Genomic DNA, 15735 nt, shown 5'->3' on the forward strand with positions numbered 1-15735 from the left:
TAAATTATAAGTGTTTCAAGCCATCTTGCCGAACGTACAGCCTCCATCAATATAGAGAGGCGAACCCATTATGAATTTCGACTCATCGGATGCAAGGAAAAGCGCGGCATTCGCCACGTCCTCCGGTCTACCGAGGTCGCCGGACAGCTGTCGTCTACGGATCGTATTCAGCCCCTCTTCTGGATCAGCGTACGATTCCTTCAAATAATTCTCTACGAACGGTGTCAAAATCGTGCCGGGCAGCAGCGCGTTGACCCGAATATTGTACGGGGCATAATCGACCTGCATGCATTTGGTCAATGTCAATACTGCTCCTTTCGTCGCAGCGTAAACTGCCCGCTTCATGAGTCCGATTTCGGCGATCGCCGAGGACATATTGATGATGTTACCGGACCCATTATCGATCATGTGCGGAATGACATATTTGCACGGTAGGAAGACGCCTTTCATATTGACGTTCACGACGCGGTCCCACAACTCCTCGGACAATTCGTGAATCGCCCCAACGCCTGAAATACCGGCGTTATTGAACAAAATGTCAATGACTCCATAGGTTTGGAGAGCTTGTTCAACCATCCGTTCAACGTCGCTTGCTATTGTCACGTCTGCTTGGACGAATGCTGCTTCCCCGCCTTGCTCTCGAATCAATCGTACCGTCTCTTCTCCGTCAACTGCCTTCAGATCGTTAACGATTACCTTTGCCCCTTCAGAAGCGAAGCGTAACGCCGTCATCCGACCGATCCCGGAACCTGCTCCGGTAATGAGCGCAGTTTTATTTTGCAATCTCATCGTTTGTTCCTCCATCTCTGAATGTTTTAGCGTCTTAACGCCGCTCGGCCAATATAATCGCCGCCAAGTTGTTCTCCAATACGCAATAGCTGATTGTACTTCGATAATCTCGACGAACGTGCCAGAGAACCGATCTTGATCTGCCCTCCAGCAAGACCGACAGCCAAATCGGCAAGCGTTGCGTCTTCCGTTTCGCCTGAGCGAGCTGAGATGACCGTGCTGTATCCAGTTGTCTTGGCGATATTGACGGCCTCGACCGTCTCCGTCAGTGTTCCGATCTGGTTCATTTTTACAAGCACAGAGTTAGCGGCATTCCCTTCTATGCCTTTGCGAATGCGATCCGGGTTGGTCGTAAAAAGATCGTCACCGACCAACTGAAGCTTGTTCCCGAGTCGCTGTGTGAGCTTGCGCCAGCCCTCCCAGTCGTCCTCAGCCAGACCGTCTTCGATGGACACGATAGGGTACAGGTCGCACCAGCGTTCCAATACATCAATCATCTCACCTGCATGTAAGGTCCGCCCTTCGGATTGCAGTTCATACGTGTCTTCGCCCGGATTATAGAAATGGCTCGATGCGATATCGAGCGCGATCGCCATGTCTTCACCCGGACGTAGCCCTGCGCGCTCGATTGCAGATACGAGCAGCTGCAGCGCCTCCTCATTAGATTGTAGAGATGGGCCGAACCCTCCCTCGTCTGCAAGAAGCCATCCCACATAACCACGTTCATTAATGATCTCTTGCGTTTTCCAATAAACAGATGAGAGCATTTCCAACGCACGCGGATACGTATCAGCACCGACTGGAACCACCAGGAAATCCTGCACGTCGAGCTTCTTCCCCGCGTGAAGTCCGCCACTGATGATGTTCACCATCGGGAGAGGAACACTCAGACAAGCCCCATTAGGTAAGTAACGATCCGCCAAATAGCGATACAGAGGCTTCCCTTCAAACTTCGCCGCCGCGTGAGCGATAGCGAACGATACGCCAAGAATGCCGTTCGCGCCCAATCTCGATTTATTGTAAGTACCGTCAAGGGAAATCATCATGCGATCGATTCGCTCCTGATCGAATGCGTCTTGACCGACGATCGCTTGGGCAATCTCCGAATTCACATGCGAAACCGCCTTGCTAACTCCTTTACCCTGATATCGGTTCATATCCCCGTCCCGGAGCTCCCAAGCCTCGAACTTCCCGGTTGAAGCGCCAGAGGGTACCATCATCCGTCCGGTATGGCCGCTCGATAGTTCCACGTCTACTTCTACCGTCGGGTTGCCTCTGGAATCTAGAATTTCGCGTCCCTGAATACGCACGATTGTACTCATAACGTAGTCATCATCCTTTCATAGCTTTTCTTAACTTCATGAAAACATCGTCATCAGGATGCTGGATCCAGTGAATCGCCGTCTGTCTGATGAGATCCTTCAGCTTTTGCTCTTTTACATAGTCGACTGTAGATTTTCCATCAATCCTGGAAAGAAGCAATGCTCCTGTATGTCCGATCAATTGGGCATGCCTTTCCTGGTTGAATTCGTATGCCTCTAAGAATCGTTCAATCATTTGCAAGGCATCGATATGTTTCCCAAGCACCCAGCCTTTAAGCAGCAAATGGGCAAGCAGAAACGCGAGGTCAAATACCGGATTTCCCCAATGTGCAACCTCGTAATCTAGCAGAATGACTCGCTGACGATTGTCGACAAGCATATTTTTCGGAGAGAAATCGCCATGAACTAGACATGTTCGATTCTCTTCGAGATCACTGATCAGCGCTTCCAAATTTGACCCTAATTCGGGATATTTGCGGATAAGATGCCTGTGGAAAGGTTCGATCCTGAGTTCGCGAAAAAATGTCATATCGCCGAAAGCTTCTTGTTGCTCTTGGTCGGCAAACCGTCTGCTATTCTCATGCATTGCGCGGAGTAACAAACCGGCTTGGCGAGCGGCTTCCGATTGAAATTCGCCTTCCATCAGCCGATTCTTCCAAGGAATGGCCTCTTCCGGTGCACAATTCATCATATACACATGGTTTATCGCATCCGAATGGATGATACGCGGAATGGTTCCTTCCGGCATCATTGGTTCCAAGAACCACATCGCATGCTGCTCACGCTCGATCCGCCTGACGTCTGCGAACCAATTCTCGTCCACGTTCAGTTTTCCAAGTGCTTGCTTCAACACCCATTTCTCATCGTCAGCCGTTACTTTCCAGACCAAGCAAGAGATTCCTCCACTCAATCGCTGTACGGTTACCATCTTCGTTCGCTGAATCACATCAAGACTTGCTATGTATCGTTCCACTTGCTCTTCTGTGAGAAGCTCCATCCGATGCACCTCCTTCTCGATAAGACAAGAATTATTGTGAACTAGGATTCACTGTTGACAATGGCCAGCGCTACTTTCATATAGCCTAGTGCAAAAGCCATTCCCGCATGCCACGGCGCATCGCAAGTCATTTGCGGCGTATGATCAGGAATGAACACGCCCTCGAAACCGTTGTTTTTATAGATTCGAAGTGCTTTGATCATATCGATGTCGCCTTCGTCGATGAACACTTCCCTATAGTCCGGCACCTTGCCTATTACGTTCCTGAAGTGCACATAACACACTTTATTTTGTTTCGTGTAAGATTCGATCGCATCGTATAAATTCCCTGTAGCCATCTCCTGGACGGTTCCCATGCACAAATCCAATGCGTTCGATTGGCTAGGCACCAGATCGAGCAGCTTTTGATACAACTGCGGCGTATACACAAGACGCGGCATTCCCCGTAAGGTCGGCATCGGTGGATCGTCAGGGTGCGCGGCCAAGCGAACGCCGGAAGTTTCTGCCACGGGGATCAGTTCGTGCAGAAAATAAGCGACACGTTCCCAGAGCTCTTCTGAAGAAACTTGCGGCAGCGTGCCAACCGGTGCGTTCGGATCATAAGTCATATTCCAGACTTCGCCAAGCGACATTGGCGTAGGCTCGCTTGCCTTGTCTGGCGTGAATCCGACTGAAACCGCTCCACCTCTCGCATACTCCCCTTTCGTATGTCCCCATACGCCTGCCAAGCTGAAGTTGTAGCCGATAACTGGTATACCCGCTTTACCAACATTACGAATAAACGACTTCAGAAGTTCGATCTGTTGGTCTCTGCGCGGCCCATTCAGCAGGATATCGTGCCAATGAGCTGGATCGAAGTTCTCGATTGCGAATAATTCGAGGCCTTCTTCATGAATCTCATCCTTCAATTTCTTTAACGATTCATAGGACCACACTTCCATATCTCCAGTCGTTACGCCCCAATTTCTATTGGCATCGGTCGCCGGAATGCCGTTCTTAGACATACTCGGAAAATAATCGACAAGATGTGCGATGATGTGAGTGCAGCCCGCCTGCTTCGCGAAGCGGTAATACTCTTTCGTCAGCATGCTGCGGTATAATCCTATGCCCAGTTTCATTTTGTCCCTCCGTTTTACAGTACGCCGTATTTGTCAAACGCCTCACGAACTAGCATGCCGTCTCGGATGGCGTCTCGGACTTTGTTCTCGCTGGAAACCTTCTGCATGGCATGCCGGATCACTTCATCCTCCACAGCATAAGGGACGACGACAATGCCGTCGAAATCGGCGAAAATCAGGTCGTCCGGTTGAATCGATACACCACCGCATTCAATCGGTACTCGATGCTGCAAAATGAGGTTGCGGCCCTTGCTGTCGCGAGGTGCATAACCTGAAGAGAACACCGGAAATCCGAGCTCCTCGATTTTCGCGGTATCTCGAATGTTGCCCTCCGCGATTGCACCTCTTCCTCCACGGGCAATTGCTGCATTGGATACCAGTTCTCCCCATACGGCCGCTCTCCCCGATGGTAGGCTGACGATATAAATATCGCCTGGCATGATGGCGTCCAAGGAATCGATTAGTCCGTCATAGAATTTCTCAGGCGTCTCGAAAATATCGACCGCTAGCACGGGATATGCGCGTCCTACGGCGACCATGTCGCGCTGAAGCGGGCGAATCGATTGATTCATGCTCTGATTCCGGTAGCCCATATCATCCAAAATGTCCGAGATGACTGAAGAGTTCAATGTATTCTTCAAATCGTCAAAGTAATTCGCGTCTCTATTCATTGTTACTACCACGCTTTCTGTTTTTTTAAAGTTAGCAAACGGTATATAACCCGTCGGCTTGCAATATTTTTCCGTCTTGAACCGCTTCCGTCAAATGTCCGTGCACCATGGCCAATCCGCGGAATTCGTATATGCGACCCATCCGATCACATACCGCTCTCCAAATCGGTTCTAGCGCTAACGGTTTGGAGGCTTCCGTCAAAATTTGATGAATCGTCCAATCGATCTGATCGATCATATGGTGTATGCCAAGCAAGTGTTTGTACAACCCTTCCGAATCCGTCGGATCAAAATGAGCAGTGAGTACTTGTTTGAATTGATGCTTTCGATTCAGCTCGGCGAGTTTCTTGACACTTGCACGGTACATCTTCGGGCTGAAATGTCCGGGAAACAAATCGCCTTCATAGACGGTGATGGCATCGCCTAATATGAGTGTATTTGTACTGTGTTCGATAAAACCGATCTCGTAAATCATGTGCCCAGGTAACGAGATCGTCGTAAGTTGCGTTTCACCATCCAATTTGATCGTCATACCTTCCGTTACCGAGAGATCAACCTTCGAGCCGCCGTCCATGAGTCCGATAATATCCCGTTTGGTTTCGTCTGAATGAGGCAAAATTTCCGGAAAAGGCAAGCAGAACTGCTCGTAATGATATTCCATGTCTTCAATCCATTGTTCGGAGCCGACGGGTGCCGCAATCAGGAGATTGTACTTTTCTTTTAATTGCTTGTTGCTACCGATATGGTCTGCATGGGGATGGGTATTGAAAAGAAAGCGAACATCGGATGAAATAGATTCTTCTACAACGTCGACAATATCACTGAACATGGAGGCGATTCCTGAATCAATCAATACAGAAAAATCTTTTCCTTTGACGATGAAGGTATGCAATGGAATCGTGTCCGAAAGCATCGTCTTGGCCGCGAATATCTTTTCATTAATTTTCAATCCGATCTACCCTCTCAATATTTAATATGGAACATGTAATCCAACTGACATGTAACATGTTAGTAAAGTCGAAAGTAAAGCCGAGCAATCTTATTTCTAAGATTGCAGCAGTGCTTCTTTGCCATTCATGATATGATTTGTAACGATCTCAACAACGAGAGCCTCATCTCTTTTCTCGAACGCTTCGACTATTTCAAGATGCTGATAATGACTTGACTCAGCTTTCTCGAAAGCCCTTTCAAAGAAAGCGCGTTCCGTGATCCGATGAGCATTAAGGCCTTTATACAAATCCAAAATGATTTGATTTCGACCCATCTTCACGATCTGAATATGAAACTGGATATCCAATTCGTTAAAATTCATAGAATCGAAAGGCTTTGCTTGATAATATTTGTCCATTTCATAGCATAGTTTACGAAGTTCTCGAAAGTCTTCTTGCGTTCCTTGAGACGCCCCGATTCTCGCGGCCCATGTCTCAATTAAAAGTCTAGCATCGAACACTTCTATGATCTTATTCATGTCGATTTCTGCCACGTAAGTCCCTTTACGCGGCTTGATCACGACTAAACCTTCTAGATTCAGACGGTTAAAAGCTTCTTTGATCGGTGTCCTGCTGACGTTGAATTGATCGGCGAGTTCGAAAATATCCAACTTTTGGCCTGGCGCCAGCAAACGTTTGAATATGGCGTTCTTCAGTTCTTTATAGACGCGATCCGTCATTAGCAGATTATCGATTTGGGTGAACTTGGTCATCTTAACTGATCCTCTCTTGTAACATGTTACACTTTACACCTCCTATGCTAAATCGTAATACACTACTCTGTCAATGGGAATTTGTTTTCATCGCAGCTTGTATAACCGCTTTTGAGCCGATCGTAAAATAAGTAGGGGGGACTCTCCCCCCTACTTGACTGTACAATCCCAAATTTCATTCAATCAACTTGTTGCATGATATTCTATTTCAGTATAGCTTTTGCTACGATTGCAAGGTCTACAATATCAATGGTACCGTCTTTATTGACATCCGCTTTTACGTTCCAACCCGCTTGACCTTGTTGTTTGCCATAAGCTGCAGCAACGATAGCCAAATCTCCGATCGTGATTCGTCCATCTCCATTAACGTCTGCATTTATTTTTCTGGATTCAAACGCTTGAATCGCTGCTTGTAATTGAGCTTTTGCTTCATCTACCTGCTGCTGAGTGATATTCGAATCGCTTGCTGCTGTATTAGCCGTATCGATAGCCGACTGCAAGAGTGCTTTGGAACCCATCGCATACATGCCGTCTTCATTTCCTTCTATCGCTGCACTGTACATTGCCTGAGCGCTCGCAATTAAGGCATTCAGCAACGATTTGTCTACAGAGATCTGAATTCGCACTTCACTGGAAGCTCCATTAATCGGAAGTTCGTTCCCTTCTTTGTTAGCAATGGCAACGCCGCTTACCGACACTGTCGTATTGGTAGCTTGGGTTACAGATTTGGACGTAAATTTAAAATTTAAGATATCGCCTTGAGGAATTACTCCTTGAGCCATAGTGCTGGCAGCAAGAACCCGAACATGCCCCGGTACGTTCTCCTTTTGCTCGATAATTTGAAATCCATCTTTGAGTGAGGTTACCGACTCCAGCTTCATTAGATTCGGATCATAGTTAAGCGTCACATCTTGTGCATATACCTGCTGATATACATCTTGTGTTACATTGCTAAGTCCCATTTTGATATCAAAGGTTTGGCCAGGCTGGACCTGCTGCGGACCTTGTAAAGTAGACAGAGGCATAGTATTCGGGATCTGTTTGCGCAACGTGTAGGTCTCTCCGGCAACAGTATCGAAAGTAACGGTAGTCTCGCTTTCCCAGTTAGGCGCGATTCCGGTGGTGGTCTCAATCTTACGACCGGATGAGTCAAAGACATCGGCGCCTACAGCCCAGGGAGAAGCGACAGTTAGACGATTTCCTGCCTCACTCTTGATGATAACGCTCTGCGCCTCGTTAGACGCTCCGTCGTAAGCAGCGGACACAACGAAAGCTCCCGGAGCGCGCAATCTGACAAAGGACGCATTCTTTCCGCTCACCCAATTTGGAAACACCTTCATAACGCCTTGGTCACTCATGAGCAGCATGCTGTTGATCGCCTCGGTCGCACCAATCTTCTCCACGCCGTGCACACCATCACTAATGCGCAGATTTGGTTGAATCTGGGCTTTTATCGTATTGGTCATATTCCCCAAGACAACATCTGCGGGGTATCTGGATTGAACTGCGTCGTTGAAGATTCTAGGGAAATTGTTGATCTGACTCCACGCCCTAGTGCCGAACACGTCGATCGTGTTTCTGGCGATCTGTAGTTCGCTGTCAGAGGAATAGTAACCCAGCTGACCGCCCGGGACAACGATGTCCAGAGGAATGATATTGCCATCACCCGGGACAGGATTGGCCAGATCTACCCACTGCCCGTTCTTCCATTCCTTTTCCGCGAGGGCATAAACCTGTTTGCCATTCCACATACTGGTCGGCTGCGAAGCAAGGTGATCCAAAAGATTCTGCCAGTGAGCTCTCTTATCCCCGTCTCTGTCCAGCGTGACGCTAGCGGCAATCAACTCAGACAAGACATTCTTGAGCGCCGCAAGTTCCACCGCGGGGTTTTTGGCCCATGAGCCCTCGTTGTAACCGGCATACAATGTGTATGTGTCACCTGTCTTGTCGAGCCAAGCGTCATAGAAGTTCACGCATTTCTTAAGATAGTCATAAACGTTGTTTTCCAGATACGTTTTGTCCTGCGTATAGTGGTAATATTGAATCAATGGATAACTGCTGTAAGCAGCGTTGAGCGCCTCGGAGTGATAACTATCGTCCGTAATGGTGCCCCACGGCCCAATACCCACCGGATACAAAACCGCGTCAGCGATACCATTTTGCAGATCCGGACGGTTATTGACAAAGCCTTCGTTGATGCGTCTGAGCTGGTTCGGGTCCGCAGCGCGTCTCATACCCTCGGGCACGAAACTCAACATCGCCTCTCCGGCCGGCAGCGACAGGTCGTTGCGGTTGCTAGAGTTGGCTCCGAAAAACGTGGCGATGAAGTTGTAGTTGAGATGGTAATCGGAGGACCAGCTGGGGTTATCGGTGGTGTGCCATATCCCATAAAGTCCTGGGGCAACTTTTCCGGATCTAGCGGTGCTGCCGAGAAGATACTGCGCCCCATAATAGTATTTCTGTACGTCAGCGTAGTCCGGGATGTTGATGTAGGAGGCAGACCAGAAGTTTTTCCACCAGCTTTGATGATCGGACCAGAGGGTCTCAACATTATGAGCATCGTTGATTGGCGATAGCATCGCGCTCGCCTCAGAGACAGGATCGATGGTGAGCAGTTTGTTATGTGCGTCATAGGTCTTACCGCCACCGCCGATCGCTGTGACGATCTGCACTGTCTGACCGGCATCCAGCGTAAACGCAGTGGTACCTGTGCCTTTCAAGCCGTTGACCGAGACCGTACTTTGGGTACCTAACACCTTGGTTGCAAGGGCCGCCTTCGACGTCCAAGAGTTCGGGTTAAGCAGCGCATTGTTGTACGTCGCCCTTGTAGCTACAGCGTATCCGTCAACTTTGTCTGCAGTGGCTGGGAAGTTTCGGTTTTCCGCCTTCCCCCAGGTGTTCACCTCCAGATCCACCGGCTCGGATCCCAGAGACGTGAGCTCTGTAACCAACAGGTTTTTCGAGGAGGACAGCCATGATTTCATAGACAGATTTACGCCGCTAATACTCAGCTTGGTCTGGATCTGCGCATTCAAGATATCCTGCTTCTCGTACGTCGGCGTATTGCTGAAGGGTTTGCTGTAGAGTTCCAGCTCATGAATACGAAGCACATGCTCTTTGCCTGCCTCAGCAGATGCTTTAGTGACCCACAGCCTCACGTAGCGCGCCGTGGCCGGAGCCGCAAGATTTCTGTTTACAATAGCTGCGTCGTTGCCAGTCACAGCGTCCATATTGACCCAACCACTCTGTGTTGTGACGTTGTCCCAGGTAACGCCGCTCTCGTCAGGCAAGTATTGCAGCGCAAAATCTTTGGTGTTGCGAGAGATAGGTTCGCCCGCCAAGCTTGCGTTATACATACTGTAACTGGCAATCGACTTTGACTCTCCTAAATCGATAATCGCCCAGTGCGGGGTCGAAAGATTTGTGGAGCACCATTTCTTATAAGCATCGTTGGATATGCCGTCAACCAGCAGCTCCGGACCGAAGCCGGACAAGGAATCGTCAACCTTCACTGGCCGATTCAGCGCAATGTTCGGATTCCCTTGAACAGGTGTTGTTTGCTGCGGACGCTCATAGAGTTCAAACTGTCCGATTCTAGCGCGTGGATTGGGGTCGGTGTTGCTCTGCTGCAGTGGATTGGTGATGTACAGCCGGAAATGCGCGGAAGTGACCGGAGCGGTCAGGTTCGCGTCGTATACATCCTTTGTGTTGTTGTCGACCACGGACACATCCGTCCACACAGCGTCCGGACCGCCCGTTTCACTGACTTGCAGACGGAACACGCTCGTGTTGTTCATGCTGAAACCGTTGCGTACCGCGCCATCGTTCTTGACTACCCAGCGCTGTACGGTGATCGGCGCAGTATACTCGAGTTCCAGCCAGTGGGTCTTGCCGACCTTAGTCACCCAGCCATAGCCGTTGGAAGAAGTCTGCATATTGCCATCTACTGCGGTGGCCGGATAGAAGGCGTCATGGTATGTACTCGCAGAGACAGCTTTGTATGTCGGGGCCAAATTCTCACTATTATCTTGAACGGTTTTCTTTTGGATCGTGATGCCACCGATGGGCAGAGGTTTGGTCAGATTGTCTCCGCTATTAAACACGCCTAACAGATTTCCCGCCGATACGAAGTCTGACTTTGAGATCAGGAACGTTTTCTGCTCTTTCGCCCCTGCTGAAGTTATACCCACATCGCCGTTGCCAAGCAGTGCCGTGTTGGGCATTTGGTCGGTATAGGCGCCAATGTAACTGTCGCCATTCCATTCACCGTAGATCTTACCTACGATCTCACTGATACTTCCCCACTCCTCTGTACTCGCTGTTTCTGCGAATTGATTTACCGAAACGACATCTCTTGATGCAGGCGTGTCCATGTCGTCAGCCGCCAGTGCGGATGGCAAATTCCAGACTGACGCACTTAAACAAAGACTTAGGGTCAGTGCCACAGCTCGTCTACGTGTTTTTGACAGTTTCATTTCATCTCCTCCGGATTGATTAGATTTGTCTTGCGATTCAAATCAAAAAGGCGCGAAAACCGTATGCATCGATTGTTGATCGCCTTCCTTGATGCTATTATAAAATCAGCCAAGATTTCCAAATAGTAAAGAAATTAACAATTCACTATAAATTCTAATCAATAAAAATTATTATTTTAATGATCATCCCCCCTTCAAGAAAACGATTTCATAGATGAATAAAAAAAGCTTGAATTGGGAGATAACACGTATCTCTTTATTCAAGCGAAGAACTACATTATGAACTCAAAGCGTCTGCCAGCCTAATCAATAGATGTATCATTTCTTTTGCTTTAAGCGAAATATTCACACCATGCTTTTGAACCTCAGGAATTTCGGCTTGCGTCTCCTCCAGTACATTCGTTTGATATGCAGCTTCGATCTCTCTATCAGGAAAAGCAATTTTGACATTCGTTTCTTGATCCGTACAGTTACGAAGACGAACAACAATGCCCGAGTCATCCTCCGAACGTTTGACATCGAATACTTGGACCCCTTCTCCGTTCATCTCGATAAACTGCCCGGATAACTCTTCTTTACAATCGATAACCGGAAACGTTAATACCGGAGTAACGGCTTGGATAGCTCTAGCCATCGCAGTATCAGGATCGAAGTTTCGGAATGTAGATAAGACATAAGTGTATGAGGCAAACCCAGGTTGACGAGCTTGGAAGTTCGTATCCCAGTAGTTGTTCATTGGCCATGCAAGCAGCAGTGGATTCGCTTTTCTCGGTACATGCTTCTGCTCTTTGCTGAAGTTGAAATCTCCCACTTGGACAAGCGGAGCATCCGGACAACTCATAGTCACACCAAACTGGTCGTCGTAGACCGACACGCTTTTATCGACAGTAAGATAATCTCTGCATACGCCCGGAAGCTGCTCGTCATCCAATTCCACGAGTTGTCCGGCCGTATCGTAATGGCAGCGCCATGCTTGCAAGTTCAACGGGATGGCAAAATAAGTTCCTTCAGGCGTTGTGATATTCTGTTTGTTGAAGGTGACTTTGATCTCGATATCCGCGCGATAACTATAAAAGGTAAATCTTTGCTCCAATTGTTCGACGCCGGGCGCATCCCATCGTAATATTAAGGTAGCGCTATGCGCACTTCTCTCTACGCAGCAAGATTCCAACCGTGTATAGGTTTGTCTCTTAGCTTTCCAGTCATGATTCCAATCGGTAATGCTGTTATTCCCATTTTCAACATTTCGGGGAAAAATGGCACTGCGATTGTTCGAATGATAGATCGGATCAACGGTTTCCTGCACATACTGGAATAGCGTCCAAGGACTGCTTGCATCTAGGACTTCCCAATCTTGCTGTTTATCGTATAGTCTAGTGATTCGGCCAGTTAACGGGTTATAGTTGCACACATGAGAAGGTGTTTCGATTGTACCTAATCGCGTTGTAACCCTGCGCTCCCACGGCCCTTCACCAGCGGTTTCAATGATACCCGGATCCGTTAGGATCTCCTCGGACCGCGGCGCTTCTTGTAAATTTCGAATCGGAATCTTGCGCCAACTGAAAGGAGGAAGTTGAACCGTTCCATAACTCGTTCCTGGATGATAGGTGTCGTTGTTCATTAATACATGACGCATTCGGTCTGCGTTCAGATGTCTCCCTGCAATCGTAAAATTGGATGGAATCCGAATGTCGTGTGTTATCGGCACCGAAGAAGGATTGATGAGCAGTATCCCTTCAGGTTCTTTCGACTGCAGCGGATTGTTCGCCAGCTTCTCCAATTGCGCGTTTAATAAATATCCCGTTAAGCTATTCGCCTGATAGGCATAATGCGCCTTATGCATGTGCTGAATCTTGACATTAAGATGATCCGGCTCCGAAATAGAATTGAATGCCCCCCATGTATGCTCATCGTAAAGATATATTTGCTCCCAAGCCTGCTTCTTGATCGATTGATAGGAGACTTCCGTTTCAGGTTGAAACGCATCCAGCATTTCGACTGCCTTCATCCCCTGCTTCGTTCGGCGATTCAGCTTGACTTCATTGGCAGAGCTGCCAGAACCAAAGTTCCAATAATCCGTCCAATCCCCTGCATGAGTCGGCAATGCCGCCGCATGACTCCGAACTCTGGCATAGAGCTGCTCCGGCGTTACGAAGGAGATGGTTTGTTCACGATGCTCCGCATTCCACACTTTAAGTAGGCCCGCCAAATCTTGATCTGGTGGATTATTGTCGTATAGCGGCAAATTCGTCGCTGTCAAATATACAAAGTCGAACGGATATTCCGGGTCCGCTTCGATTTTAGGAAGATATTTAGTAAGCCCTTCTGCCATAATTCGTGTATCTAGTGCATTTACGTCGCAGATTTGGCTGAAAAGCGAATAATGTTCACCATTAAAGGTAAGCAATTTTCGGTGATCCGGCGTTTCCCAATGGAAGGCATTTGGTCGTTTAAAGGGTACCCCGCCAAAGTGGATATTGATGCCCATGATAAAAAATTCAACGCCGGCATCTAATAAAAGTTGGCTATACGGCCATGGTTGACCGTTAATATCATGGTGAATGGCCGTCTTGATTTCGATATCGAATTGGCTGCGTAATTGGCGGACAGGATACAGCATTTTCGCCATTTCTTCAGCTGAGCAGAGCGGCGTCGTATGCATAAAAGAAGCCGAGATACTCATTTGTCCGTTATGCAAATAATGCTTGAACCGGTCGACTTGACTCGCCTTCGCCGTTTCCAACCAGCGCAGCATGGGGTAGCTTGACTCGCAGGTCCAACGAAACTTGTTGATTTCCTCCCAATCTTCAGTCATCTCACACATGTCCAACGCTTGGTCGATATATTTTTTTTGCATTTCCAATAATATGGGCTGCGCATGCGTATATCCGACATCCAGGTGACTATGATGCAGCACGAGCACCTCTTTGATCTTTGACATCCCTTGTCTTCCTTTCTATTATCCTTTTAATGAGCCGGATGTGATGCCTTCCACAAATTGTCTCTGCAGGGCAAGGTATAACACGATAATCGGCAGCGAGGCCAGAAACATCATAGAAAACATTTGCCCCCAATTGACCGAGAATTGTCCGATGACGCGATAGATGCCCGCCGTAATTGTCGTTCCTTTAATCGGTCCGATAATGATAAGCGGATTCAGAAAATCATTCCAAACCCATAAGCCGATGAAGATGATGACACTCGATGTACACGGCCCAAGCAACGGAAAGATTATTTGCCAGAATGTTCTTAGCGGTCCTGAGCCATCGATTGAAGCCGCTTCGTCCAGTTCACGCGGAATGGTACGAATGAACCCGGAATACATGAATATGCCAAAGGGAACATAGTAGCCCATGTAAAAAACGATAAGGCCAACCTTTGAACTCATTAAATGCGTTGCCATTAACACCTTAACGACTGGTATCAGAATAATCGTCGTGGGCACCATGAGTCCGAATAGAAAAAAGAGAAGCAGAAATCTCGTTTTTTTGCTATCGTTCCGTACTAAGTAATAAGCGACCATCGACGAAGAAACGATGATAACAAGCAATGATATGGAGGTAATCACGACGCTATTCCACATGCTCGTGAACAACAGTTGATCCGGTCTGGTGATGATGCCTTTTAGATTTTCCAGAGTGAAGCGACTCGGAAAACTGAGCGGATTGGCCATGATTTTGTCGTTTTCTTTGAAAATATTAACGAGAACAAGGTATAAAGGGAGGAAAAACACCAACGTGATGCAAATCGTAAATATTTTATGAGCTCTAGACAACCATTTGGAAGACATTTAATATTCAACCTCCCTGCGCTTCAACAAGGTGACGACGACAACGGAAATGACGCCGATCAGAAGGAACAATACGACAGCCATGCTCGATGCATATCCCATTTGATTTTCGTTAAATCCCATGTTGATGATTTTCAATGATATGGTTTCAGTCGTCGTTCCCGGGCCACCGTTCGTTAATACGACAACCTGGTCAAAAACTTTGAAGCTCGAAATCAACAACATAACGGTATTGATCGTAATTCCCGGTGCAAGCAGCGGAAAGGTAATATGTTTGAACTTCTGCCACTGGTTGCATCCATCTATTTTAGCGGCTTCGTACAGGTCGCTCGGAATGCTTTGCAGCGTTGCAAGGAAGACGACTGTGCAAAAACCCATGGATTGCCAAACGATAACGGCGATAATGGAGTAAACAACGATACTCGTATTCGCCAGCCAGCTAGTCCCGTCCAGACCAATGTAGCCCAGCAGCTTATTAAGTACACCATCATCGGTTAGAATGATTGACCAAATAAATCCGACAATGATGGGGCTTAATACTTGAGGCGTGAAAAAGACGGTTCTGGATGCGTTATAAATCCAACCCTTGAAGTTTACTAACATTGCAGAAAGCAGCCCTAACCCGTTTGAGACCAAAGTGACGATGATTGCAATCAAGCAAGTCACGTAGATAGCATGGCCGAACTCGCTGTCTTTCGCGAGCTCTTTATAGTTATCGATCCCAATCCAATTAAAATCGGGATACAACGGATTAAAATTCGTGAAACTGTAATATACACAAAAGACGACTGGTAAGATAACGAATGTAAGATAGATGATCAGACCATGAGATACGAAGAAAAAGAAGTTGGACCATTTGTTTTTCAGAATC

11 protein-coding genes are annotated in these 15735 nt (G+C 47.7%); all 11 read right to left on the reverse strand.

The annotated features are described in order from the left end of the window. Positions 1–15: 15 nt before the first annotated feature. Positions 16–789, reverse strand: coding sequence for an SDR family NAD(P)-dependent oxidoreductase (locus ACFQZR_RS14315; RefSeq protein ID WP_379346911.1), 774 nt, complete (start codon positions 787–789; stop codon positions 16–18). A 26-nt stretch (positions 790–815) separates the two neighbouring features. Further along, the gene (gene eno / locus ACFQZR_RS14320; RefSeq protein ID WP_379346914.1) at positions 816–2111 is read right to left on the reverse strand and encodes a phosphopyruvate hydratase; all 1296 of its coding nucleotides are present in this window, start codon (positions 2109–2111) and stop codon (positions 816–818) included. A 10-nt stretch (positions 2112–2121) separates the two neighbouring features. Next, positions 2122–3108 (reverse strand): phosphotransferase family protein, encoded by a 987-nt coding sequence (locus ACFQZR_RS14325; RefSeq protein ID WP_379346916.1) that lies wholly within the window; start codon positions 3106–3108, stop codon positions 2122–2124. Between the two features lie 41 nt (positions 3109–3149). Next, positions 3150–4226 carry a mannonate dehydratase gene (locus tag ACFQZR_RS14330; RefSeq protein WP_379346919.1) on the reverse strand — a complete coding sequence of 359 codons (1077 nt, stop codon included), beginning with the start codon at positions 4224–4226 and terminating at the stop codon, positions 3150–3152. A 14-nt stretch (positions 4227–4240) separates the two neighbouring features. Next, positions 4241–4897: an RraA family protein gene (locus tag ACFQZR_RS14335; RefSeq protein WP_379346921.1), complete on the reverse strand. Its 657-nt coding sequence runs from the start codon at positions 4895–4897 to the stop codon at positions 4241–4243. A 31-nt stretch (positions 4898–4928) separates the two neighbouring features. Then, positions 4929–5846 carry an MBL fold metallo-hydrolase gene (locus tag ACFQZR_RS14340; protein ID WP_379346923.1) on the reverse strand — a complete coding sequence of 306 codons (918 nt, stop codon included), beginning with the start codon at positions 5844–5846 and terminating at the stop codon, positions 4929–4931. 96 nt (positions 5847–5942) lie between these two features. Next, entirely contained in the window at positions 5943–6599 is a 657-nt protein-coding gene (locus ACFQZR_RS14345) for a GntR family transcriptional regulator (protein ID WP_379346925.1), read from the reverse strand. A gap of 203 nt (positions 6600–6802) precedes the next feature. After that, complete coding sequence (locus tag ACFQZR_RS14350) at positions 6803–11074, reverse strand: glycosyl hydrolase family 95 catalytic domain-containing protein (RefSeq protein WP_379346927.1); 4272 nt, start codon at positions 11072–11074, stop codon at positions 6803–6805. A gap of 277 nt (positions 11075–11351) precedes the next feature. Next, complete coding sequence (locus tag ACFQZR_RS14355) at positions 11352–14015, reverse strand: glycoside hydrolase family 38 N-terminal domain-containing protein (RefSeq protein WP_379346929.1); 2664 nt, start codon at positions 14013–14015, stop codon at positions 11352–11354. 18 nt (positions 14016–14033) lie between these two features. Then, positions 14034–14864: a carbohydrate ABC transporter permease gene (locus ACFQZR_RS14360; RefSeq protein ID WP_379346932.1), complete on the reverse strand. Its 831-nt coding sequence runs from the start codon at positions 14862–14864 to the stop codon at positions 14034–14036. Next, the gene (locus ACFQZR_RS14365; protein ID WP_379346934.1) at positions 14865–15611 is read right to left on the reverse strand and encodes a carbohydrate ABC transporter permease; all 747 of its coding nucleotides are present in this window, start codon (positions 15609–15611) and stop codon (positions 14865–14867) included. It lies immediately after the preceding gene. Positions 15612–15735 lie beyond the last annotated feature (124 nt).

The sequence above is a fragment of the Paenibacillus sp. GCM10027629 genome (assembly GCF_042676425.1).
In the GTDB taxonomy this organism is placed as follows: domain Bacteria; phylum Bacillota; class Bacilli; order Paenibacillales; family Paenibacillaceae; genus Paenibacillus_K; species Paenibacillus_K terrigena.